Below are 21,945 nucleotides of genomic sequence, written 5' to 3'. Positions count from 1 at the left end.
CCATCCCGACCTTATGACCACCGATTCCCCGCCCGCGCCGGTTTCCAACTTCCTGCGCACCATCATCGACAACGACCTCAAGGCCGGCCGCAACGCGGGCCGCCTGTGGGCCGGCCGGCCGGGCCCGGCCGAGGTCCGACGCCAGGGCGCCGAGGATCCGGCCCGCATCCGCACCCGTTTCCCGCCCGAGCCCAACGGCTACCTGCACATCGGCCACGCCAAGAGCATCTGCCTGAACTTCGGGCTGGCGCGCGACTACCTGGGCGCCTGCCACCTGCGCTTCGACGACACCAATCCCGAAAAGGAGGAGGACGAATACGTCCAGGCCATCATCGAAATGGTGCGCTGGCTGGGATTCGACTGGACGCACGACGGCCAGGAACACCTCTATTACGCCAGCGACTACTTCGAGCATATGTACCGCTTTGCCCAGGCCCTGGTCGAGGCGGGGCATGCCTACGTCGACCCGCAAAGCCCCGAGCAGATGCGCGCCACGCGCGGCACGCTGACCGAGGCCGGCACAGACTCGCCCTGGCGCGACCGGCCGGCGGCCGAATCCCTGGCGCTGCTGGACGAGATGCGCCGCGGCCTGCACCCGGACGGCAGCATGGCCCTGCGCGCGCGCATCGACATGGCCTCGCCCAACATCAATATGCGCGACCCGGTGCTCTACCGCATCCGGCACGCCAGCCACCACCGCACGGGCGACGCCTGGTGCATCTATCCCATGTACAGCTGGGCCCATCCGGTCGAGGACGCCCTGGAGGGCATCACGCACAGCATCTGCACCCTGGAATTCGAGGACCAGCGCCCCTTCTACGACTGGATCCTCGAGCGCCTGGTGGAACTGGGCCAGCTGGAACCTCCCCTGCCCCGCCAGTACGAGTTCGCGCGCCTGAACCTCAGCTACGTGGTCACCAGCAAACGCAAGCTGCGCCAACTGGTCGAGGACGGCCACGTCGCGGGCTGGGACGATCCGCGCCTGCCGACGCTGGCCGGCCTGCGCCGGCGCGGCTATACGCCGACCGCGATCCGCCTGTTCTGCGAGCGCCTGGGCGTGTCCAAGGCGGACTCGCGCATCGACTACGCCACACTGGAACAAGCCCTGCGCGACGACCTGGATCCGGTCGCGCCGCGCGCGGTGGCCGTGCTGGATCCGCTGAAGCTGGTCATCACCAACTTCCCGGACGGGCACATCGAGCCCTGCTCGGCGCCGCTGAACCCGCACGACCCGGACGGCGCGCTGCGCCATTTCCCCTTCACGCGCGAGCTCTGGATCGAGCGCGACGATTTCCGCGAGGACCCGCCGCGGAAATATTTCCGCCTGTTCCCGGGCAACCTGGTGCGCCTGAAGTACGCCTACATCGTGCGCTGCACGGGCTGCGTCAAGGACGCCGAGGGCCGCGTGGTCGAGGTTCACGCCGAATACCTGCCCGAAACCCGCAGCGGCACGCCGGGCGCGGACTCGGTCAAGGTCAAGGGCACCGTGACCTGGGTCAGCGCCGACAGCGCGGTGCCGGCCGAGGTTCGCCTGTACGACCGCCTGTTTGCCGAGGCGCACCCGGATGCCGGCGACAAGGATTTCCTGCAGGCGATCAACCCCGATTCATGCCGCGTCGTGCGGGCCCTGCTCGAGCCCGGCGTCCAGGCCGAACCCGGCGCCACCTGGCAATTCGAGCGGCTGGGCTATTTCGTGGCCGACCGGGTCGACTCGACCAGCCGGCGGCCCGTCATCAACCGCGCGGTGACCCTGCGCGACACCTGGGCCTGAACCGTGAGCACCACCCCCAAGATCGCCCTGGACTTCAAGAGCGCCACCCTCTATGCCTTGCGCGCCGTGCTGCACAGCGCCGACACCGGCGAGCTGATCGCCGCCCTGGACCGGCGCATGACCGAGGCCGGCGCATTCTACGAGAACGAGCCCGTCGTGCTGGACGCGCAGGCCCTGGACCAGTCGCCCGACTGGGCGGCGCTCATCGCCGCCCTGCGCCGCCACACGCTGCACCCGATCGGCGTGCTGGCCGAGGGCGCGCTGCGCGACCAGGCCCTGGCCGCGGGCCTGGCGCCGGTCGAGGTCTCGGGCGGCCGTCCGGCGCCGGCCAAGGCGGCCGATCCCGCCGAGGCGGCGGCCGCCGCCCAGCCGACCCGCGCGAGCGCGGCCGAGGCCGATGCGCCCCCGGCCAAGGCGCCCGCCGATGCACCCACCGAAGGCACGCCGGCGGCCGCGTCCTCCGCCGAGGGCGGGGCCGCCACCCTGGTCATCCGCCAGCCGCTGCGCTCGGGCCAGCGGATCTACGCCCGCGGCGGCGACCTGGTGGTGATCGGCATGGTCAGCCAGGGCGCCGAGGTGATCGCCGACGGCAACATCCACGTCTACGGGCCTCTGCGCGGCAAGGCCATGGCCGGGGCGCGCGGCGACACGCGGGCGATGATCCTGACGACCCAGCTGGATCCCGAACTGCTGGCGATCGCGGGCGTCTATCGCGTGGTCGAGACGCGCTTGTCCGATAATCTGCACAAGCAGCCGGCGCTGGTCCAGCTGGACGGCGACACGCTGCGCATCCGCCCCCTATGAGGCGGGCGCGCCGCCGGACAGCAATTTGTTGCGCCGGGACACGGCCGCATACAGATGACCGCGTGGCGGCGCGGGTTTTGCTTTACGATTACATGATTTCGACAACAGGGGAATAATTCGTCATGGCGCGCATCGTTGTAGTGACCTCCGGCAAGGGCGGTGTGGGCAAGACCACCACCAGCGCAAGCTTCGCCGCCGGCCTGGCCATGCATGGCCACAAGACCGCGGTGATCGATTTCGACGTCGGCCTGCGCAACCTGGACCTGATCATGGGCTGCGAGCGCCGCGTCGTCTACGACTTCGTGAACGTCATCAACGGCGAGGCCACCCTCCACCAGGCCCTGATCCGCGACAAGCAGCTGGAAAACCTCTACATCCTGCCGGCGTCCCAGACGCGCGACAAGGACGCCCTCACCCGGGAGGGCGTGGAAAAGGTCCTCAAGGACCTGGCGGACATGGATTTCGAATACATCGTGTGCGATTCGCCCGCAGGGATCGAGACCGGCGCGGTGATGGCCTCGTATTTCGCCGACGACGCGCTGGTGGTGACCAACCCCGAAGTGTCCTCGGTGCGCGACTCGGACCGCATCCTGGGGATTCTGTCGGCCAAGTCCCGCCGCGCCGAAAAAGGCGAGGAACCCATCAAGGAACACCTGCTGCTGACGCGCTACAACCCCAAGCGCGTCGCCGACGGCGAGATGCTGTCTCTCAAGGACATCGAGGACATCCTGCGCATCCGCCTGATCGGCGTGATCCCCGAATCGGAAACCGTGCTGCAGGCCTCCAACCAGGGCATTCCCGCCATCCACATCCGCGATAGCGACGTGGCGCTGGCCTACCAGGACGTGGTGGCGCGCTACCTGGGCGAGGACAAGCCCCTGCGCTTCGTCGACTACGAAAAACCCGGCCTGCTCAAGCGCCTGTTCGGGGGGAAATGATCATGTCGTTCCTGGATTTTCTGCGCGGCCAAAAGAAATCCTCGGCAAGCATCGCCAAGGACCGCCTGCAACTGATTCTGATCAACGAGCGCGGCGCGGGCCGCAATACACCGGATTTCCTGCCGCAACTGCAAAGGGAACTGATCGAGGTGATCTCGCGCTACGTGCACATCAACCCGGACGACATCAAGGTCAACCTCGACCGGCAGGATTCGCTCGAGGTGCTCGAGGTCAAGATCGAGATGCCGCAGGCCGAGGTCCGCGGCTAAGGCAGGGGCGCGCACCTCAGACCGTCAGCGTCAGCCAGACGACCAGCGGCACGGTGGCGATCGACAACAGGTTGCCGACCAGGACCACGCTGGCCACGGCGCGCGGTTCGACCTTGTAGTGTTCGCACAGCAGGTAGTTCAGGACCGCGGGCGGCAGCATCGCCGACAGCGCGATCAGCCGTGTCCATTCAGGCGTCAGCGGCAGCAGCCACAGGACGATGCCCAGGGCCAGGGCGCCGGCCAGCAGGTAGGCGCCGTTGATGCGCAAGGCCAGGCCCAGTTGTTCGATGCGGTCCTGAGACAGCCGCACTCCCAGGCCGAAGAGCATCAGCGGCACGGCGATCTGGCCCAGCAGTTCCAGGCTGGTCAGCAGGAACTGCGGCAGCACCTCGGGCCGCGTGCTGAACACCACCCCCAGCACCGCCGCCCAGATATTGGGATTGCGCAGCCACATCCAGTGGTTGCGCCCGCCGCTGAGGATGAACAGGCCGATCGAGAAATGCAGCACGTTCGACAATACGAACAGCACGATGATGTCGCCCAGCAGATGCTTGCCATAGGCCAGCATCATCAGCGGGATGCCGATGTTGCCCGTGTTGCGGAACATGCCCACCATCAGGTAGGCCGACCGCGCGATGCCGGGCCGGCGCACCAGCGCCAGCAGCAGGCCGGGCAGCAGGATGATCAGCACCCCCGCCGCCAGCAGCGGCCAGCCCCGGACCAGGTCGACGGGATTGCCGACCAGCGCCGAGAACACCAGCGCCGGCACGAACACCGTCACATTGACGTAGTTGATGAACGTCATGTCGGGCAGGCGCCGCTGGTGGCGGCCGGACACGAAACCGACCGCGGCCACGACGAAGACCGGAATGACGATATTCAACAGGGTGAGTAACATGAAGGGGCCGGCGGCGGAATGAAGGCCGACAGTGTACCGCCCAATGGCAGTCGGGGCGGGGACCCGGCTATTTGTGCACAATTTTTGTGTACAATCATTTGAATGCGGCATTGCCGGATCGGACCATGGAAAACATCGACTTCATCGTACTGAAGACGCTCGCCGACTGGCGGGCCCGGGGCCTCGCGGCGATACTCGTCACCGTGGTGCGCACCTGGGGATCATCCCCCCGTCCGATCGGCTCCATCATGGCGCTGTGCCAGGACGGCACGGTGACCGGCTCGGTGTCGGGCGGCTGCATCGAGGACGACCTGATCGCGCGGCATCGCCCGGACGGCGCCGAGGGCACGCGCTGGCATGCCCGCGGCGGCACTGAACGGCTGAAGTACGGCGTGACCGCCGACGAGGCGCACCGCTTCGGGCTGCCCTGCGGCGGCACGCTGGAACTGGTCGTGGAATACAATCCCCAGGCCGATGGCCTGCGCGACCTGTTGCGGCACCTCGAATCCGGACACCTCATGCGCCGCACGCTGCGCCTGTCCGACGGCCATGCGGCGCTGGCCGCGGCCGAGGCCCCCGCCGACCTGCGCATGGACGGCCGGACGCTGTCCGCCACCTTCGGCCCGGGCTACCGGATGCTGCTGATCGGCGCGGGCCAGCTGGCCGAATACCTGGCCACCATGGCGCTGTTCTCGGGCTTTACCGTGACGGTCTGCGACCCGCGCATCGAGTACACGCGCGGCTGGTCCGTGCCGGGCGCCACGGTCGTGACCGACATGCCCGACGACGCGGTCACCGCCTGCCGGCCGGACCGCAGGACCTGCATCGTGGCGCTCAGCCACGATCCGAAACTGGACGACCTGGCCTTGATGGAGGCCCTGGAATCGGATGCCTTCTACGTGGGCGCCATCGGCTCGCGCCGCAACCAGGATGCGCGCCGCCGGCGCCTGATCCAGCATTTCGAGCTCAGCGAGGCCGCCATGGATCGCCTGCGCGGCCCCGTGGGGATCTTCATCGGCAGCAAGACGCCCTCCGAGATCGCGGTCAGCATCATGGCCGAGATCATCGCCGTCAAAAACGGCATCCCGGTGACCAAGGCGCTGGACGTGCGCAGCGCCAAGGACGGCGGCCTGGCCCTGGCGGGCCTGACCGACTCGGCCTGCGCGCTGCCCGGACGCTAGGGCATCATGGGCTCGCCGGCGAGCGACCGGCGAGTCTCAGTCCAGGCCCAGCAACTGCGAGAGTTCGGATTTTGGCCCTGTGCGGCGCGGTTGCGCGCTGTGCTCGACGTGCCGCAAGTGCGCGTCCATGCAGGCCGCCGCCTGTTTCGGATCACCCGCGGCGATGGCGTCGATGATCTCGGTGTGCTCGCGCGCCGAGCAGGACTTGCCCGGATGCCCGTGACCGTCGACGAGAAAGATCAGCGGCGTCTGGACGACGAGGCGCTCGAGGAATTCCGACAGCACGGCGTTGTCGGCGTACTCGCCAAGCTTGATGTGGAAACCCATCGACAGCCAGATGCCGGATCGGGTGTCGCCGCTGTCGTAGCTGTCGTGCTCGGCCTTGACGAAGCGGCGCAATTCCTCGACCTGCCGCGCCGTGGCGATGCCGGCCAGCCGCTCGATCAGGGCGATCTCGACGAGGCGCCGCGCCTCGAAGATCTGCTGGGCTTCCTTGCCGGAGGGATTGGCCACGGCCGCGCCGCGGTTGGCGCGCAGGTTCACCAGTTTCAGGGCCGACAGGCGCGCGAGGGCCTTGCGCACCACCCCTCGCGTCACGCCGAAGGCCTCGGCCAGGGGGACCTCCTTGAGCTTCATGCCCGGGGCCAGGCGGTGTTCCAGGATGCTGTCGAACAACACCCGATAGACGCGATCCTCGCCGCTTTCCTCGCTGGCGGGCGAGCCGCCACCCGAGTGGCGCGAGTGAAATTCGCTGAGGGCGCCCTCGAGCAGGGCATGGCGCTGGTGGTCGAGATCCTGTTTCATTCGGTCGGATGCATTCTTTTTTCGGCCGGGGCCTTACTGCATGGCGGCGACCTCGGCAGCCTTGCCGGCGGGAGCGGTGTCGGCCGGGTCGCCAAACACGATATCATCCGCGCGCACCGGCACGCGCGCAAGCGCGAGCCCGGTCGCATCCCGCACGGCCGCGGCGACGGCGGCGACGCTGGAGATCGTCGGCGGCTCGCCGACCCCGCGCAGGCCGTAGGGCGCGTCCTGGTCGGGGTGCTCGATGATGCGGACCTGCATCGACGGCGCATCGACGATGGTGGGAATGAGGTAGTCCGTGAACGAGGGATTGCGCAGCTTGCCTTCGTGGACCAGCAGTTCCTCCATCACCGCCAGCCCCATGCCCTGCAGCGATCCGCCCTGGATCTGTCCCGTGATGGTCGTCGGATTGAGCGCCCGGCCGACGTCCTGCACGGCGTCCAGCGCCACCACCTTGATGATCCCCAGCTCGATGTCGACGTCGACCACCGCCCGGTGCGCGCAGAATGCGAACTGCAGGGTGACGGCGCCCTGCCCGTTGTCCGGATTCAGGGTTTCGGTCGGCCGGTGATGGTGCCTGGCCGTTTCCACGATCGGCGTATCGAGCAGTTCCGACATCGGCATGTCGATGCCGGGCGACACCATCCGGCCGCGGTCGAACACCGGCCCGGCCGCGCCGGCCGGCAGGCGGCCCGCCGCGCGCGCCAGCAGCGCCTGGCGAACCTGCTCGCACGCCATCTTGACGGCCCCACCGCTCATGTAAGTCTGCCGCGAGGCGGAGGTGGCGCCCGGGTCGCCCAGGGTCGTGTCGCCGGTCTCGAAGCGCACCTCGATGTCGCCGAGCTCCTCGCGGACGATCTGGCCAAGGACCGTGTAGATGCCCTGCCCCACCTCGGCCGCCGCGGTGCCCACGGTGGCGACGGGCTCGCCGCCGATCCGTTCCAGCCGGACGCTGGCGGTCGAGTGGTCGTCCGCGCCCTCGCCGAAGGCGACGTTCTTGAAGCCCACCGCATAGCCCACGCCCCGCCGGACGCCCTCGCCGCGGGTCGTGCTGGCCAGGCCGCCCGGCATATTGCGCTGGTCGTCGTCCCTGGACGGCGGCAGCGGCAGGCCGCGCACCAGTTGCAGCATCTCGGCCACGGGCGCCGGCGCCGTGACGGGCTGGCCGGTGGTCGGCATGACGGCGCCCTGCGCCAGGGCGTTCTTTTGCCGGAAGTCGACCGGATCCATGCCCAGGGCGTGGGCCAGCTTGTCCATCTGCGCCTCGTAGCCGACGGCCACCTGGACCGCGCCGAAGCCCCGCATGGCGCCGCAGACCGGATTGTTGGTGAACACCGCGTAGCAGTCGTTGCGCGTCGCGCGCGTCACATAGGGTCCCGCCCCGTACACGGCCGCATTGAAGATGACCTCGGGCGAGCAGGAGGCATACGGGCCGCCGTCGAAGACGATGGTGGCGCGGACGTACTGGAGGACGCCGTCGCGGCTGGCGCCATGCTCGTAGCGCATGCGCACGGGATGGCGATGGACGTGCCCGTGAAAGGATTCCTCGCGGTTGTACATCATCTTGACGGGACGGCCGGTGCGCAGCGCCAGCATGCAGGCATGCACGTGGACGGTCAGGTCTTCGCGGCCGCCGAAGGCTCCGCCGATGCCCGACAGCGCCACCCGCACGCGATCGGTCGGCAGGTCCAGCGCGCGCGCGATCTGCATGCGGTCGTAATGGATCCATTGCGAGGCGACCTGCAGCTGGACGCCGCCGCCGGGCAAGGCGCGCGCCAGGCCGGCCTCGGGGCCGAGGAAGGCCTGGTCCTGCATGCCGACCTCGTATTCTCCCGAGACCACCACGTCCGATGCGGCCCGCGCGGCGTCCAGGTCGCCGCGCCGCACGGGGATGTGCCGCACGATGTTGCCGTCCGGATGAATCCGGCGCAGGTCCGGGTCGAAGGCCGCCGCCCAGGGATCGATGAGGGGTTCCAGCACCTCGTATTCGACATGCACGGCCTCGAGCGCGCGCCGGGCGATCTCGGGATGCGTGGCCGCGACGATGACGACGGGCTCGCCCTCGTAGCGCACGATGTCCTCGGCGATGACGGGCTGGTCCGGCCGTTCGAGGCCGTGGCGGTTCAGGCCGGGCACGTCCGCGGCCGTCAGGACGGCATGCACGCCCGGCAGCGCCTGCGCTTCGCGGGTATCGATGGCCAGGATGCGGGCATGGGCATGCGGGCTGCGCAGCGTCGCCCCCCACAGCATGTCCGGCGCGGTCAAGTCGGAGGCGTACTCGAATCCGCCCGTGACCTTGGGCGCGGCGTCGGGCCGCACCGGGGAATCGCCGATCCGGCCGCGGCGGGACGACGGGGCGTCGACCGCCCCCTGCTTGGAAAATGTGCCCATGGGTTCTCTACCTTGAAAATAGCGCGGGACGCGGCACTGGCCTAGGCCCCGGCCTTCATGCGCACGGCCGCCCGCTCGACCGCCTCGATGATTTGTTCGTAGCCCGTGCAGCGGCACAGGTTGCCGGCCAGCGCCTCGCGGATGTCCAGGCGGCTGGGCGCGGCGTTGCGGGACAGCAGCTCGTGCGCCGCGACCACGATCCCCGGCGTACAGAACCCGCATTGGACGCCGCCGGTTTCGGTGAGCGCCGCCTGGACGGCGGCCAATCCGCCGCCATCGGCCACGCCCTCGACCGTGGTGATGTGCGCGCCCTCGGCCTGGCCGGCCGCGACCAGGCAGGCGCACACGGGGTCGCCGTCGATCAGGACCGTGCAGGATCCGCACTCGCCCTGCTCGCAGGCGTTCTTGGAGCCGTAGAGCCCGAAGCGCTCGCGCAGCACGTACAGCAGGGATTCGCCCTCCCAGACGTCCTCGGCGGCATAGGCGCGGCCATTGACGGTGCATGTCAGTTGCATGATGTTCCTCCCAGGGATTGCCAGGCCCAAGTCAGGTTGCGCCGCGCCAGCACCTCCAGCGAACGCCGCCGGTAGCGGGCCGATCCGCGCACGTCGTCGATCGGCGAGCAGGCCCCGCCCACCAGTTCGCCGAACGCGTGCAGCAGGTCGCCGCCCAGGGCGCGCGCCGGCTCGCCGTCCGCCGGCCAGGGCAAGGACGCCGCCAGCGCCTCGGTCCCCGCGACCCGCAGGACCTTGGGCGCCGCGGATCCGATGGCGCAGCGGATCTCGCGCGCCGCCGGCCGCAGCTCGAGGGCGAGGCTGGAGATCGAGATCACCATGGCGTTGCGCGTGCCGACCTTGGAGAACAGCTGCGGGCCGCTGCGGCGCGGCACCTCGATGGCCGCGATCAGTTCGTCGGGCCGCAGGGCGCTGCGCTTGGGGCCGACGAGGAATTCCTCGAGGGGCAGGCGCCGCGTCCCGCGGGTCGAGGCCAGCTCCACCACCGCGCCGGCGGCCACCAGCGGCGGCAGCGTGTCGCCGGCGGGCGATGCGGTGGCGAGGTTGCCGCCGATCGTGGCGCGGTTGCGGATCTGCGGCGAGCCCACCGTGCCGGCCGCCGTGGCCAGCGCGGGCAATGCGTCCGCATAGTCCTCGTGCAGCCGCCGGCAGGTCACGCCGGCGCCGATGCGCAGGCGGCCGTCGGCGCCCTCGTCGATGGCGCGCAGTTCGGCGATGCCGCCCAGGTCCATCAGCGCGGCCGGCCGGCGCCGATCGAAATTGATCATCACCATCAGGTCCGTCCCGCCGGCGATCGGCACGCAATCGGGGAACTCCGCCTTGATGCTCAAGGCCTCTGACAGGTGGGCGGGACGAAAGAATTTCATGCGTCGATCCGGTTTTTGAACGTTCAGCGGCTGGCCCAGAATTCACGCTGCAAGGCGCCGACCTCGGGAATCACCTCGGGCACCGGACCGATCAGCTCGACGTCCTTCTGGCAGTGGTCGTAGACATAGCGCGAGGACACGCTCATCGTCGGGTTCTCGTCGTGGTCGCCCGTGGCCTGCAGCAGCTCGGCCTCGGTCAGGCCGAAGACCACGCGGCCGATATTGGCCCAGTAGGCGGTCCCGGCGCACATGCAGCAGGGCTCGACCGAGGTGTACAGGGTGCAATGCCAGAGGTATTCGGGCCGGAAGTTGCGCGAGGCGATGCGCGCGAGCTCCGCCTCGGCATGGTGCACGGTGTCGATGTTGCACTGCTCGATCAGCACGGTTTCATGGTCGGGTGCGACCAGGATGGCGCCGAAGGGATGGCAGCCCAGGCCGATGGCGCGCTTGGCGACCTCGTTGCTGCGCAGCAGGTGGCGGATGATCTGTTCCCGCGTGGGGGCGGTCCTTTCGGCGGGCAGGTCGCGGATGTCGGTATTCATGGCGGTTCCTATGTGAACGGCGGGGTCAGCGCCGCCTTACGAGGTGCGTTCGAACAAGCGTCCCAGCGAGGCCGGGGTGTGCAGGCGGATGCGCACGGGGTTGCTGGAGATCGCGACCAGCACCGCGACCGTGGCGATATAAGGCAGCATGGACAGCAGGTGCGAGGACACCGCCACGCCGCGGCTCTGGGCAAACAGCTGGGCCACCGTGATGCCGCCGAACAGGTAGGCGCCCAGCATGACCCGGCCGGGCCGCCAGGTGCCGAAGACGACCAGCGCCAGCGCGATCCACCCGCGCCCGGCCGTCATGCCCTCGACCCACATGGGGGTGTACATCGTGGCCAGGAAGGCGCCGCCCAGGCCCGCCATCGCGCCGCCGAACAGGATCGCCAGGTAGCGGATGCCGATCACGGAATAGCCCAGCGCATGGGCCGAGGACGGCGACTCGCCGACCGCGCGCAGGGTCAGGCCCGAGCGGCTGCGATACAGGAACCACCAGATGCCCGCGAACACGAACCAGGACACGTACACCAGCGGCTGGTGCGCGAACAGCAGCCGGCCCACCACCGGCAGGTCAGACAGCAAGGGGATCTCGATCTCGGGCTGGACCGGCAGCACGATGTTCAGGTAGGACTGGCCGACGTAGGCGCTCAGGCCCACGCCGAATATCGTCAGCGCCAGCCCGCAGGCAATCTGGTTGGCCATCAGGGTCAGGGTGAGGAAGGCGAACAGCAGCGCCATCACCATGCCGGCCAGTATGCCGGCGTTGACGCCCAGCCACAGGTTGCCGGTGGTGGAGGCGACGGCGAAGGCGGCGATCGCCCCCACCAGCATCATGCCTTCCACGCCGAGGTTCAGGACCCCGGATTTTTCCACCACGAGTTCGCCGAGAGCGGCGAACAGGACGGCCGTGCCCGCGGGAATCGTGGCGATGAGGATCGGAAGCAGCAGTTCCATCAGGCGGTCGCTCCTTGGACGGTACGGCGCGCGGGAAAGCCCGTGAAGCGCAGCCGATAAGTGATGAAGACTTCGGTGCCCAGCAGGATGAACAGCAGCATGCCCTGGAACAGGCCGGTGATGGCCGCGGGCAGGTTCAGGCTCATTTGCGCGGCCTCGCCGCCCAGGTACAGCAGGGCCATCAGCAGGCTGGCGAGCACGATGCCCACCGGATGCAGGCGCCCGACGAAGGCGACGATGATGGCGGCAAAGCCGTAGCCCGGCGAGACCACCGGCAGCAGCTGGCCGACCGGGCCGGCCACCTCGCCGATGCCGGCCACGCCCGAGGCCACGCCGCCGATCAGCATGCTGACCCAGACGATGCGCCTGGACTTGATGCCCGAGTAGCGGGCGGCGGGATCCGACAGGCCGGCGACCCGCATCTGATAGCCGAGGAAGCAGCGGCGCATGAAGAACCAGCCCGCGGCGACGGCGGCCAGCGCAACGAACAGGCTGGCGTTCAGCCGCGTGCCCTCGATCAGGATGGGATACAGCGCCGCGGATTCGAACACGCGGGACTGCGGCAGGTTGAAGGCGGCCGGATCGCGCCAGGGACCATAGACCAGATAGCCCAGGAACAGCAGCGCGATGTAGTTCAGCATCAAGGTGGTGAGGATCTCGTTGGCATTGAAGCGCGTGCGCAGAAACGCCGGGATCGCCGCCCACAGCGCGCCGCCCAGCGCCCCGGCCAGCACCATCGCCGGCAGCAGGAACAGGCTGTCGCTGTCGTGGAAATAAATGGCCAGGCCGCCGCCCGCGATGGCCCCCATGACCAGCTGGCCCTCGCCGCCGATGTTCCAGACGTTGGCGCGAAAGCCGATCGTCAGGCCGATGGCGATCAGCATCAGCGGCGAGGCCTTGATCAGCAATTCGCCGATGCCGAACAGGCTGCTGAGCGGCGTGACGAACAAGGCGTGGAAGGCCTCGAGCGGATCGCGTCCTAGGAAAATGAACAGGGCCGTCCCGATGACCGCCGTCAACAGCAGCGTGATCAGCGGCGACCCGTACCGCATGGCCTTCGAAGGCTGGGGTCTGCGTTCCAATTTAAGCCACATGCCGCGCCTCGCCAGTCTTGCCCGGGGCGCGCGCATCGCCGCCGTCGGGCCACAGTCCACTCATCCAGAGTCCCACTTCCTCGGTGTCCGTATCCAGCCGCCGCTTGGCCGGCGACAGCCTGCCGGCGGCGATCACCGCGATGCGGTCGCTGATCTCGAACAATTCGTCCAGGTCGTCGGAGACGACCAGGATGCCCACCCCCCGATCCCGCAGCGCCACCAGCGAACGGCGGATGAAGGCGCTGGCCTGCACGTCGACCCCCCAGGTGGGCTGCGCGACCACCAGGACCTTGGGGCCTTGCAGGATTTCGCGGCCCACGATGAATTTCTGCAGGTTGCCGCCCGACAGGCTGTCGGCCAGCGCCTGCGGGCCGATGCACTTGACGCCGAACTCGTCGATGCAGCGCCGCGTGAACGCGTCCACCACCGGCTCGTCGATGAGGCCGTGGGCCACCATGCCCTGGCCGAACGCCGTCAGCAGCGTGTTTTCCAGCAGCGACATGCCGGGCACGGCGCCGCGCCCCAGGCGCTCCTCCGGCACGAAACCCAGGCCCAGCCCGCGCCGCGCCGCGGCATCGAGATGCCCCGCATCCACGCCCAGCAGCCGGATCGAGGCGGCAGCGCGCGCCTGGACCTCGCCCGAGAGCAGGCCCAGCAGTTCCTGCTGGCCGCTGCCCGAGACCCCGGCGATGCCGAGGATCTCGCCGCCATGGACCGTCAGGGACACGTCCTCGAGGTCGGTGCCGAATATATCGTCGGCCGGCTTGGACAGACCCTCGACCACCAGCACCGGGGCGCCCACCACGCTGGATTCCGAGGCTTCGCAGGTCTGGACCTCGGCGCCCACCATCAGCCGCGCCATCGTCGCCGTGGTTTCCTGCCGGGGATCGCAGGTGCCGATCACCCGGCCGCCGCGCAGCACGGTCACCGCATTGCACAAGGCCTTGATCTCGTGCAGCTTGTGGCTGATGTACAGGATGCTGCAGCCGCCCTCGGACAATTGGCGCAAGGTATCGAACAGCTTGTCCACCGCCTGCGGCGTGAGGACGGAGGTGGGTTCGTCCATGATCAGCAGGCGCGGATTCTGCAGCAGGCAGCGGATGATCTCGACCCGCTGGCGCTCGCCCACCGACAAGGTGTGGATGGCGCGGCGCGGATCGATGGCCAGCCCATAGCGGCGCGAGACCGCCTCGATGCGCGCCGCCAGGTCCTTCAGGTCGGGCTTGCCGGGCAGCGCCAGCGCCGCGTTCTCGGTCACGGTCAGCGTCTCGAACAGCGAGAAATGCTGGAATACCATGCCGATGCCCAGTTCCCGGGCGTGGCCTGGGCTGTGGATCGTGACCGGCTTGCCCTCCCAGCGGATCTCGCCGGCATCGGGCCGCACCACGCCGTAGATGCTCTTCATGAGGGTGCTCTTGCCGGCGCCGTTCTCGCCGAGCACGGCGTGGATCTCGCCGGGCTGGACGGTCAAGTCCACCCGGTCGTTGGCCACGATGCCTGGATACGCCTTGGTCAGGCCGCGGATTTCAAGCCGCGGGCCCGACACCGGGGGTACGAGGTTTGCTGTCATGCGGATCGTCCCTCACTGGAAGGCGGGTTGCTCAGGACGGCAGGCGTCCCTGGATGCCGGCGGCCAGCCAGTCGATCTTGTGCTTCTGCTCGTCGGTGAGCGTCGTGCCCGCGGGGACGCGTTCCTTGCCGTCCTGGTCGACGATGGGGCCGGTGAAGGGCTGCAGCGTGCCGTCCGCGAAGCCAGCCTCGAGCTTGAGCACCTGTTCCTTGACGTCCGCCGGGATGTCGTCATGCAGCGCGATCATCCGGACCGCGTCATCCTTGACGCCCAGCCAGTCGTTGTGCGATGTCCAGGTCTTGTCCAGGACCGCCTGGGTGTTGCGGATATAGAAGTGGGACCAGTCGAGCAAGGCACAGCTCAGCTGCGACTTGCCGTACTTGGACATGTCGCTCTGGAAGGTCGCCGCGTAGACGCCTTTTTCCTGGGCCACCTGGACCGCCACGGGCGAGGACAGCTCGGAGATCAGGATGTCGGCGCCGTCGGACAGCAGCGCATTGGCCGCCTCGCGCTCGCGGCCCGGGTCGTACCAGGTGTTCAGCCAGGTGACCTTGGCCACGGCCTCGGGGTTGACGCTGCGCATGGCGATCATCATGGCGTTGATGTCCTGGATGACTTCCGGGACGGGCATGGAGGCGATGAAGCCGATGACGCCGGTCTTGCTCATCTTGGCGGCCAGATAGCCGTTCATGTAGAAGCCCTGGTAGGTGCGCGCCGCGTACACCCCCATGTTCTTGCCGGTCATGAAGCCCTGGCAGTTCATGAAGATGGTCTTGGGGAACTGCTTGGCGACCTTGGACATGGGCGTCATGTAGCCGAAGGTCACGCCGTAGATCAGGTCGGCACCGCCCTGCGCCAGGGTGCGCATGACGCGCTCGGAATCGGCGCCGGCGGCCACCTGCACGTAGCGGGTCTTGATCTTGCCGCCCAGGGCTTTTTCCAGGGCGAGGCGGCCGTTTTCATGTTGCCGCACCCAGCCCACGTCGCCGATCGGGTTGTCGTACAGGAAGACGACGTCCAGCGGCTTGGAGGATTGCGCATACACGCGGGGGGCGGCGGCCATGGCCGCCAGCGAAAGAAGGACGGTCCTGCGACTTGTCGTCATGCTTGTCTCCGAATGGATCCGCAAGGCGCTGCGGATTCTTTTTGTGCGGGGGATTTCAGGCGTGCGCCGGAGGATGGACCCTCGTGACCGACCGCCCCCAGGTCGCGTATCGGTCAGAGGATCGTATGTTTTGTGCACAATAAGTGTCAACATTATGGGCTTATGGAAAACCCCTGCTTAATATTGACTATTCGACGGAGACCATAATGGTCGTGGGGCCACGGGATTGCCCTCGCGGCCGTTGGAGCCTGTACGCGCCGGCGGGCGCCGCGCCGGTGCAGCCGGGAATGCCCGCCCCCCCCTATTGCGCCCCGTTCACGATGTCCAGGCACTGATGGCGGCGCCAGGCGGCCTCCTCGACCCGCTGATCGGCGTCGAACACCACCTTGTACTGGCACACCATGTAGTTCTGCGAACGCGGCAGCCGGAACGTGAAGTTGTAGTTCCAGGCGCCGTCCGCCGCGCCGCTCTCCAGCGGCCGGCCGATCAGGCGCACCACCTCGGCCGCCGGCAGGCCCGGGACGATCTGCCGGAAGCGCTGCGGCTGCGACATGACCCCGTCGCGCTGGAACGGCTCGTCATAGTCGGGCAGTTCCATCTGCACGTCCGGATACATCGGAAAGCGGACACCCGGTCATAGACCTGCATGGAAAAGATGATGCTCGCCAGCGCCATCAGGTTCGACACCAGCGACGCCAACAGGACGTGGGCATAGGGACGCAGGTCGGCGAACACGATATGGCGCAGCCAGTGGCGCTCGACCGGCTTGATGTAGTGATCGACGCGCGGATCCAGGCCGCAGCCGATGGTCTCGAACGGAACTGTCGCACCGCCACGACAAGCGTATTGCCCGCGCCCACGAAAAACGCGCCATGAACGGCGCGTTTCCGATCGCCCCCGTGCGGGGGCGCGTTTCCGATCGCCCCCGTGCGGGGGCGCGTTGCGGTCAGAGCCCCGCCGGCAGGCGGCGTGGCTCCGTGCGATTACTTGTTCTTGCCGACCTGGTCGCCGATCACGCCGCCGATGGCGGCCCCCCCGACCGTGCCCAGGACGCCACCGCCCGTGACGACGGCACCCGCCACCCCGCCGATGCCGGCACCGGTCACGGCGGATTTCTGGCGATGGCTCATGTTGTCCCACGAAGAGCATCCGGCCATGGCGATGACCATGAGGCCGGCCGCCCCATACTTCCCGAGTGTCTTGATGTTCATGTTGCGTTCTCCTTCAAGGCCCGTGGCGAGCTCGATTCAACAACGATGCTTCTTTTATAAACCAGATGCCCGCCAGGGTCTGTGAGCCGACGCTACAGTTGTATCCGTCGTCAGGATGACTTGACGAGAGCCAGGACGTCGCGAAAACGTGGGTGGGCCGGCGTCCGCAGCCATTCGAACAAGGCCATTTCAGAGGTGAGGATTTCCAGGCCGTGGTGCCGCCAACGCTCGCAGGCGGCCAGGCGATCGGACTCGCGGCGCGAGCCGATGCCATCGGCCAGCAAGGCGGGGCGCAAACCGGCCGCGGCCAGGCCCAGGCCAGTTTGTAACACACAGATGTGTGCTTCGGTGCCCATGAGCAACACGCGGTCACGGTGGCGAGGCAAATCGTCGGTGAAGCCGGGCTCGCGGCAGGCGTCGAAATGGGTTTTGGCGACGATGTGGTCGATGTGCGGCGCCAGGTCGGCATGGGTGGGGCCGATCTTGTCGGGCCAGTGCTCGGTGGCCCAGACCGGCACCTCGAGCAGGCGCGCCGCCTGGGCGATGCGGGCGGCCCGTCCGCGCAATGCCTCGGCGTCGTGGATGGCGGGCAGGAGCTTGTCCTGCATGTCGATCACCAGCAGCATGCAATGGCGGGCTTCCAGCGTGGCGTGGGTGTTCATGGCGTCTCCTGTTCAGCGCCCGTCGCGGGCGGTCGTCCGCGACGGGCCGCCGCGATCAGCGCAGCGCCTTGAAGCGCAGGCGCCGCGGCTTGGCGGCCTCCTCGCCCAGGCGGTGCTTCTTGTCGGCCTCGTATTCCTGGTAGTTGCCGTCGAAGAACACCACCTTGGAATCGCCCTCGAAGGCGAGGATGTGGGTGGCGATACGGTCGAGGAACCAGCGGTCGTGGCTGATGACCATGACGCAACCCGCGAATTCGAGCAGGGCGTCCTCGAGGGCGCGCAGAGTCTCGACGTCGAGGTCGTTGGAGGGTTCGTCCAGCAGCAAGACGTTGCCGCCGGCGATCAGGGTCTTGGCCAGGTGCAGGCGCCCGCGTTCGCCGCCGGACAGTTTGCCGACGAGCTTGTTCTGGTCGCCGCCCTTGAAGTTGAAGCGGCCCAGGTAGGCGCGCGACGGCATCTCGAAGCGGCCCACGGTCAGCAGGTCGGCGCCGTCCGCGATCGCATCGAATACGGTGCGGTCGTCGGGCAGGGCGTCGCGCGACTGGTCGACGTAGGCCAGCTGGACGGTCTGGCCGATGTCGACCGAGCCCGAATCGGGCTGCTCGCGCCCGGCGATCATGCGAAACAGGGTCGATTTACCGGCGCCGTTGGGGCCGATGATGCCGACGATGGCGCCGGGCGGCACCTTGAAGCTGAGATCGTCGATCAGCAGGCGCTCGCCATAGGCCTTGGACACATTGCGGAACTCGATGACCTCGTTGCCCAGGCGCTCGGCCACCGGGATGAAGATCTCCTGGGTTTCGTTGCGTTTCTGGTATTCGTGCGAGGACAGCTCCTCGAAGCGCGCCAGGCGGGCTTTGGCCTTGGCCTGGCGGCCCTTGGGATTCTGGCGCACCCACTCGAGTTCTTTCTTGATGGTGCGCTGGCGGGCGGATTCAGCAGCCTCCTCGTGCTTGAGGCGGTCTTCTTTTTGTTCCAGCCACGAGCTGTAGTTGCCCTTCCAGGGGATGCCGTGGCCGCGGTCCAGCTCCAGGATCCACTCGGCCGCGTTGTCGAGGAAATAGCGGTCGTGGGTGACGGCGACCACGGTGCCGGGGAACTGGCGCAGGAACACCTCCAGCCATTCGACGCTCTCGGCGTCCAGGTGGTTGGTGGGCTCGTCCAGCAACAGCATGTCGGGCTTGGACAGCAGCAGCCGGCACAGGGCGACGCGGCGCTTTTCACCGCCCGACAGGTGGCCGACGTTCTCGTCCCAGGGCGGCAGGCGCAGGGCGTCCGCGGCGATCTCCATCTGGGTCTCGATGTCGTCGCTGCCGCTGGAGGCGGCCGCCGCGATCACGGCCTCGAGCTCGGCCTGCTCGGCGGCCAGGGCGTCGAAATCCGCATCGGGCTCGGCATAGGCGGCATAGACCTCGTCCAGGCGCCGGCGCGCGTCGAAGACCTCGCCCAGCCCCGCCTCGACCGACTGGCGGACGGTGTGCTCGGGATCGAGCTGCGGTTCCTGGGGCAAATAGCCGATCCGGATGCCGGCCATCGGGATGGCCTCGCCCTCGATGTCCGTGTCGACGCCGGCCATGATCTTGAGCAGCGTGGACTTGCCCGAGCCGTTGAGCCCCAGCACGCCGATCTTGGCGCCGGGAAAGAAGGACAGCGAGATGTCGCGCAGGATCTGGCGCTTGGGCGGCACGATCTTGCCGACCCGGTTCATGGTGTAGACGTACTGAGCCATAGGGGAATCGTGAAGTGACCTTGCAAAAATGCGGGCCGAACCATTCGGCCGCGGGAACACCCGATTGTAGGCCAGCGGCCATCCTGGGAGCCGGTGTCCGCGGCGCGGCGCCGCGCGAGCCTCTAAAATAAGAAGTTCCTCGCCTTTTTCGCACAAGAGCCCCGATGACGCCACCCCTCACCTTCACCGACACCGAAGCCGGCCTCCTGGGCCGCACCGCCGACGCCCTTAGCGCCTACATGGGCAAGCCGGTCATCGCCGAGATCATCGCCGAGGCCGAGGAGGGGTTCGAATGGGTGCTGTTCGCGGTGCCGCTGGCGCCGGGCGAAGACGCCGCCGAGCGGCGCGTGGTCCAGGCCGGCGGCCCCGGGGCGCGATTCCTGGGCAGCCGCGGCGGCCTGGCGCTGGAGGACGACCAGCCCCTGGAATGCGAATTCCTGTGGGCGATCCAGCTGTGCGGCCTCGAGGGCGTGCGCTTCATCAAGGTGGACGGCGACGGCGAGGAAGTCGCCTGGACGGACACCCTGGCCGATGTGCTGCCCTTCGCCATGGACGAGGCGCCGTCCGCTGCGGACGACGACGATGAGGACGGGGACGACGACGATCACGCCGATGACGAGGACGATGATGAGGACGGCTGGGACGAGGATGACGACGGCGTCCGGCACTGACGCGCCGTCATCGGGCGGCGCGACGGCCGCGCCCGGCGATCAGGTCAACAGGTAGCGGTGGCGCGGCGCACGACACTGAGCCGGTCGCGCAGATAGAGGCCCGCGCCCACCGGCCACATCAGGCAGACCAGCAGCCGCGAGGCCGTATGGGTCAGGCGCCGGCCCTGGGGGCGCGGCTGGCCGCTGGCGCGCATGTGCAGGGCGAATCGCGTATAGCGCGCCGCGGCCAGGAAGAAAGAACCGGGCTGGTAGCGGAACCAGGCCAGGCAGAATTCGACGGTATCGTAGGCCAGCAGCCACAACCCCAGGGCATGGCGCGCGCTTTCGGCACCGCGGCCCTGGCGCGACAGGCTGTCGTCGCTGTCGTGATAGACGCGAAACACCTGGTTGACGAAACGCGTCAGGTAGCCCGCGCGGGCGATGGCGCGCCAGACGAGGCTTTCCGGCACGAAGCCCGGGATGTCCTCGGGGAAGGGAAACTGGCGCAGGACGTCGGTGCGCAGGCAGCCGAATTTCTCGCCGCGCACGTGGTACCGGAACGTCATGTCGAGCGAGGTCGCATCCAGGGCGTCCTCGGGGTACATGTCGCCCACGATGCGGCCGTCGAGGTGGGCGCACAGGCCGGTGATGGCCACATAGCGGCCACGCTGCGCCGGCGGGATGTCCTCCCAGGCGCGCGCCATGTTGTAGAGGGCATTGGGATCCAGGGCGTCATCGCTGTCCAGGGCCACCAGCCATTCGCCGCGGGCGTGGCGCACGCCGTTGTTGAAGGCGGTCTTTTTGTGCTGGTTGGGCTGCCACACATAGCGGATGGGAAAGCTGGCCTCCTGCTGCCAGCCCTCGATCAGCGCCCGGGTCTGGTCGGTGGAGCCGTCGTCCACCACCACCCATTCGAAGTCCTGGAAGGATTGTTCGCGCAACGAATGATAGACGCGCGCCAGCGTGTGCGCGCGGTTGAACGTGGGTGTGACAACGGAAAAAAGATGGCGCCAGCCGACCATACCAAAGAATCCCTCTTGGAGCTGGTCCCATGATAGCCATAAAGAAAAACCACGGGCCGCCGGCCCGTGGTTTTCCCTGATGCTCAATTGTATGAAAACGAAACGCTCAGGCGCGCTTGACCTTTTCCAACATCTTGAACACGCCCTTGGGCGAGCGCACGAAAAGGCGCTTGAAAGCCTTGCCCAGGCACCGCCGCTCGAGGGTGTTGCGGCGCGTGCGTTTGATTTCTGCCATGAGGATCTCCTGGATTTGAATACGGTCGTGAAAGCAAAACACACCATTTTAACAAAAAAGCAAACCGTCACGCCGTCGGCCGGATGGCCGGCCGCGCATCATCCCATAGGCGGACGGCCTATTGGCGGATGGCCTCGATCTGGACGACCAGGCGCACGGCGTCCGGGATGCCGGGCAGGCCGAAGTCCATGCCCCAGTGGCTGCGCTGGACGTCCGCCTGGAAATCCCCGCCGCAGACCTCGCGGTCGATGCGCGGGTTCCGGTAGCAATTGAAGCGCTCGGCGCGCAGTTCGACCTCGTGCGTCGCACCCAGGAGGGTCAAGCGCCCCTGGACCGCGGCCAGGCGCTCGCCCTCGAAGACGAAGGCGGTGGACTGGAAGCGCGCCTCGGGAAATTTGCCGACGTCCAGGAAATCGGCGTTGCGCAGATGCTCGTCGAACGGATCCGAGCCGCTGTCGATCGAGGCGGTGTCGATGCGAATATCGGCCTGGCCGCTGCGCGCGGCGGGATCGTAGGATACCCGGCCCTCGACGACGTCGAAGCGGCCGCGGGTGGTGGAGGTGCCGTTGTGCAGCACCTCGAAAGTCACGAAGGTGTGATGGGGTTCGACCTCATAGTCGGCCGCCAGCACGGGCGGCAGGACGGCGAGGCCCAGCCACAGAACGGCAAGGCGGCGGATCATGGCAATCTCCTGACGTAGGCAACGGGCGCGGCCGGGACGGCCTATGCCA

The 21,945-nt window shown here is 68.2% G+C and carries 23 protein-coding genes; 6 read left to right on the top strand and 17 right to left on the bottom strand.

Annotation, left to right across the window (positions count from 1 at the left end; genetic code table 11):
* Positions 1 to 13 precede the first annotated feature (13 nt).
* The 4 genes from OOZ48_RS08765 (at position 14) to minE (ending at position 3,782) form a co-directional block, all read left to right on the top strand.
* Positions 14 to 1,771, top strand: coding sequence for a glutamine--tRNA ligase/YqeY domain fusion protein (locus OOZ48_RS08765; protein WP_269497377.1), 1,758 nt, complete (start codon positions 14 to 16; stop codon positions 1,769 to 1,771).
* Between the two features lie 3 nt (positions 1,772 to 1,774).
* A complete protein-coding gene (minC, locus tag OOZ48_RS08760; protein ID WP_269497376.1) occupies positions 1,775 to 2,575 on the top strand; it encodes a septum site-determining protein MinC in 801 nt (266 codons plus the stop codon).
* 122 nt (positions 2,576 to 2,697) lie between these two features.
* Entirely contained in the window at positions 2,698 to 3,513 is an 816-nt protein-coding gene (minD, locus tag OOZ48_RS08755; RefSeq protein ID WP_269497375.1) for a septum site-determining protein MinD, read from the top strand.
* A 2-nt stretch (positions 3,514 to 3,515) separates the two neighbouring features.
* Positions 3,516 to 3,782, top strand: coding sequence for a cell division topological specificity factor MinE (gene minE / locus OOZ48_RS08750; RefSeq protein WP_269497374.1), 267 nt, complete (start codon positions 3,516 to 3,518; stop codon positions 3,780 to 3,782).
* Positions 3,783 to 3,798: 16 nt separating this feature from the next.
* Here the strand turns inward: minE and OOZ48_RS08745 are convergent, their stop codons facing one another.
* On the bottom strand, positions 3,799 to 4,680 hold the full coding sequence (locus OOZ48_RS08745; protein WP_269497373.1) for an AEC family transporter: 882 nt from the start codon (positions 4,678 to 4,680) through the stop codon (positions 3,799 to 3,801).
* A 125-nt stretch (positions 4,681 to 4,805) separates the two neighbouring features.
* Here OOZ48_RS08745 and OOZ48_RS08740 point away from each other — a divergent pair, with 125 nt between their 5' ends.
* Positions 4,806 to 5,861, top strand: a complete 1,056-nt coding sequence (locus OOZ48_RS08740) for an XdhC family protein (protein WP_269497372.1) — start codon at positions 4,806 to 4,808, stop codon at positions 5,859 to 5,861.
* 36 nt (positions 5,862 to 5,897) lie between these two features.
* Here the strand turns inward: OOZ48_RS08740 and OOZ48_RS08735 are convergent, their stop codons facing one another.
* From OOZ48_RS08735 to ettA, 13 genes are all read right to left on the bottom strand, one after another.
* Positions 5,898 to 6,665, bottom strand: a complete 768-nt coding sequence (locus tag OOZ48_RS08735) for a GntR family transcriptional regulator (protein WP_269497371.1) — start codon at positions 6,663 to 6,665, stop codon at positions 5,898 to 5,900.
* A gap of 33 nt (positions 6,666 to 6,698) precedes the next feature.
* Entirely contained in the window at positions 6,699 to 9,056 is a 2,358-nt protein-coding gene (locus OOZ48_RS08730) for a xanthine dehydrogenase family protein molybdopterin-binding subunit (protein ID WP_269497370.1), read from the bottom strand.
* A 41-nt stretch (positions 9,057 to 9,097) separates the two neighbouring features.
* On the bottom strand, positions 9,098 to 9,571 hold the full coding sequence (locus tag OOZ48_RS08725; RefSeq protein ID WP_269497369.1) for a (2Fe-2S)-binding protein: 474 nt from the start codon (positions 9,569 to 9,571) through the stop codon (positions 9,098 to 9,100).
* The gene (locus tag OOZ48_RS08720; RefSeq protein WP_269497368.1) at positions 9,562 to 10,437 is read right to left on the bottom strand and encodes an FAD binding domain-containing protein; all 876 of its coding nucleotides are present in this window, start codon (positions 10,435 to 10,437) and stop codon (positions 9,562 to 9,564) included. Before OOZ48_RS08720 ends, OOZ48_RS08725 begins: the two co-directional genes overlap by 10 nt.
* Before the next feature lie 23 nt (positions 10,438 to 10,460).
* Positions 10,461 to 10,979, bottom strand: a complete 519-nt coding sequence (locus OOZ48_RS08715) for a nucleoside deaminase (protein ID WP_269497367.1) — start codon at positions 10,977 to 10,979, stop codon at positions 10,461 to 10,463.
* Between the two features lie 36 nt (positions 10,980 to 11,015).
* Entirely contained in the window at positions 11,016 to 11,936 is a 921-nt protein-coding gene (locus tag OOZ48_RS08710; RefSeq protein ID WP_269497366.1) for an ABC transporter permease, read from the bottom strand.
* Entirely contained in the window at positions 11,936 to 12,988 is a 1,053-nt protein-coding gene (locus OOZ48_RS08705) for an ABC transporter permease (RefSeq protein ID WP_442867557.1), read from the bottom strand. Before OOZ48_RS08705 ends, OOZ48_RS08710 begins: the two co-directional genes overlap by 1 nt.
* A 31-nt stretch (positions 12,989 to 13,019) precedes the next feature.
* Positions 13,020 to 14,600, bottom strand: coding sequence for an ABC transporter ATP-binding protein (locus OOZ48_RS08700; protein ID WP_269497364.1), 1,581 nt, complete (start codon positions 14,598 to 14,600; stop codon positions 13,020 to 13,022).
* A 31-nt stretch (positions 14,601 to 14,631) separates the two neighbouring features.
* Positions 14,632 to 15,705 (bottom strand): BMP family ABC transporter substrate-binding protein, encoded by a 1,074-nt coding sequence (locus OOZ48_RS08695; protein ID WP_269497363.1) that lies wholly within the window; start codon positions 15,703 to 15,705, stop codon positions 14,632 to 14,634.
* A gap of 301 nt (positions 15,706 to 16,006) precedes the next feature.
* Positions 16,007 to 16,303: an outer membrane protein assembly factor BamE domain-containing protein gene (gene bamE / locus OOZ48_RS08690; protein ID WP_269497362.1), complete on the bottom strand. Its 297-nt coding sequence runs from the start codon at positions 16,301 to 16,303 to the stop codon at positions 16,007 to 16,009.
* Between the two features lie 385 nt (positions 16,304 to 16,688).
* Entirely contained in the window at positions 16,689 to 16,916 is a 228-nt protein-coding gene (locus OOZ48_RS08685; RefSeq protein WP_269497361.1) for a glycine zipper 2TM domain-containing protein, read from the bottom strand.
* Positions 16,917 to 17,026: 110 nt separating this feature from the next.
* Positions 17,027 to 17,578, bottom strand: coding sequence for an isochorismatase family protein (locus OOZ48_RS08680; protein ID WP_269497360.1), 552 nt, complete (start codon positions 17,576 to 17,578; stop codon positions 17,027 to 17,029).
* A 55-nt stretch (positions 17,579 to 17,633) separates the two neighbouring features.
* Positions 17,634 to 19,307 carry an energy-dependent translational throttle protein EttA gene (gene ettA, locus OOZ48_RS08675; protein ID WP_269497359.1) on the bottom strand — a complete coding sequence of 558 codons (1,674 nt, stop codon included), beginning with the start codon at positions 19,305 to 19,307 and terminating at the stop codon, positions 17,634 to 17,636.
* A gap of 164 nt (positions 19,308 to 19,471) precedes the next feature.
* On the opposite strand from ettA, the gene OOZ48_RS08670 reads away from it, so the two are divergent.
* The gene (locus tag OOZ48_RS08670; RefSeq protein WP_269497358.1) at positions 19,472 to 19,978 is read left to right on the top strand and encodes a hypothetical protein; all 507 of its coding nucleotides are present in this window, start codon (positions 19,472 to 19,474) and stop codon (positions 19,976 to 19,978) included.
* 44 nt (positions 19,979 to 20,022) lie between these two features.
* On the opposite strand, the gene OOZ48_RS08665 is transcribed toward OOZ48_RS08670, so the two are convergent.
* The 3 genes from OOZ48_RS08665 to OOZ48_RS08655 all read right to left on the bottom strand — a co-directional run bounded on the left by OOZ48_RS08665 (position 20,023) and on the right by OOZ48_RS08655 (position 21,896).
* Positions 20,023 to 20,979, bottom strand: a complete 957-nt coding sequence (locus OOZ48_RS08665; RefSeq protein WP_269497357.1) for a glycosyltransferase family 2 protein — start codon at positions 20,977 to 20,979, stop codon at positions 20,023 to 20,025.
* Between the two features lie 106 nt (positions 20,980 to 21,085).
* The gene (locus tag OOZ48_RS08660; RefSeq protein ID WP_257791477.1) at positions 21,086 to 21,214 is read right to left on the bottom strand and encodes a hypothetical protein; all 129 of its coding nucleotides are present in this window, start codon (positions 21,212 to 21,214) and stop codon (positions 21,086 to 21,088) included.
* Positions 21,215 to 21,332: 118 nt separating this feature from the next.
* The gene (locus OOZ48_RS08655; RefSeq protein ID WP_269497356.1) at positions 21,333 to 21,896 is read right to left on the bottom strand and encodes a YceI family protein; all 564 of its coding nucleotides are present in this window, start codon (positions 21,894 to 21,896) and stop codon (positions 21,333 to 21,335) included.
* Positions 21,897 to 21,945 lie beyond the last annotated feature (49 nt).

The sequence above is a fragment of the Castellaniella sp. S9 genome (assembly GCF_027257175.1).
Lineage (GTDB): Bacteria > Pseudomonadota > Gammaproteobacteria > Burkholderiales > Burkholderiaceae_B > Castellaniella.
This window is presented reverse-complemented; position numbering and strand designations above follow the sequence as displayed.